A 443-nucleotide genomic window follows, 5' to 3' on the forward strand; every position below is an offset into this window, starting at 1 on the left:
CTTTACTTTGATGGTGTCAAGATAACTGATGTTAAAGTCGATAAATTGACAACATTCTTCGAGAACTTTGAATTCGACGCCAGCAACAGCGTGTACTTTAGTAAAGAGGAGATTAAGAACAACCACGTCCATGACGTTAAGGTGCGCCAGCCACGATTGAACCACAGCCCCTTCAACGTTAACATTGAGGTTGATTCTAATGTCGCCAGTGACGCTGTTGTCAAAATCTTCCTGGCTCCCAAATACGATGACAACGGAATACCTCTCACATTAGAGGACAACTGGATGAAATGCTTCGAGTTGGACTGGTTCACAACTAAACTCACCGCTGGTGAGAACAAGATTATCCGCAATTCGAATGAATTTGTCATATTTAAAGAAGACTCCGTGCCAATGACTGAAATTATGAAGATGCTCGACGAAGGAAAAGTACCTTTTGATAT

The 443-nt window shown here is 41.8% G+C and carries 1 protein-coding gene; it reads left to right on the forward strand.

Annotation, left to right across the window (positions count from 1 at the left end; translation table 11 throughout):
* On the forward strand, positions 1–443 hold a 443-nt coding region (locus F0U44_RS24200), incomplete at both ends, for a hypothetical protein (protein ID WP_149730616.1).

This window comes from Nocardioides humilatus (genome assembly GCF_008373755.1).
Lineage (GTDB): Bacteria > Actinomycetota > Actinomycetes > Propionibacteriales > Nocardioidaceae > Nocardioides > Nocardioides humilatus.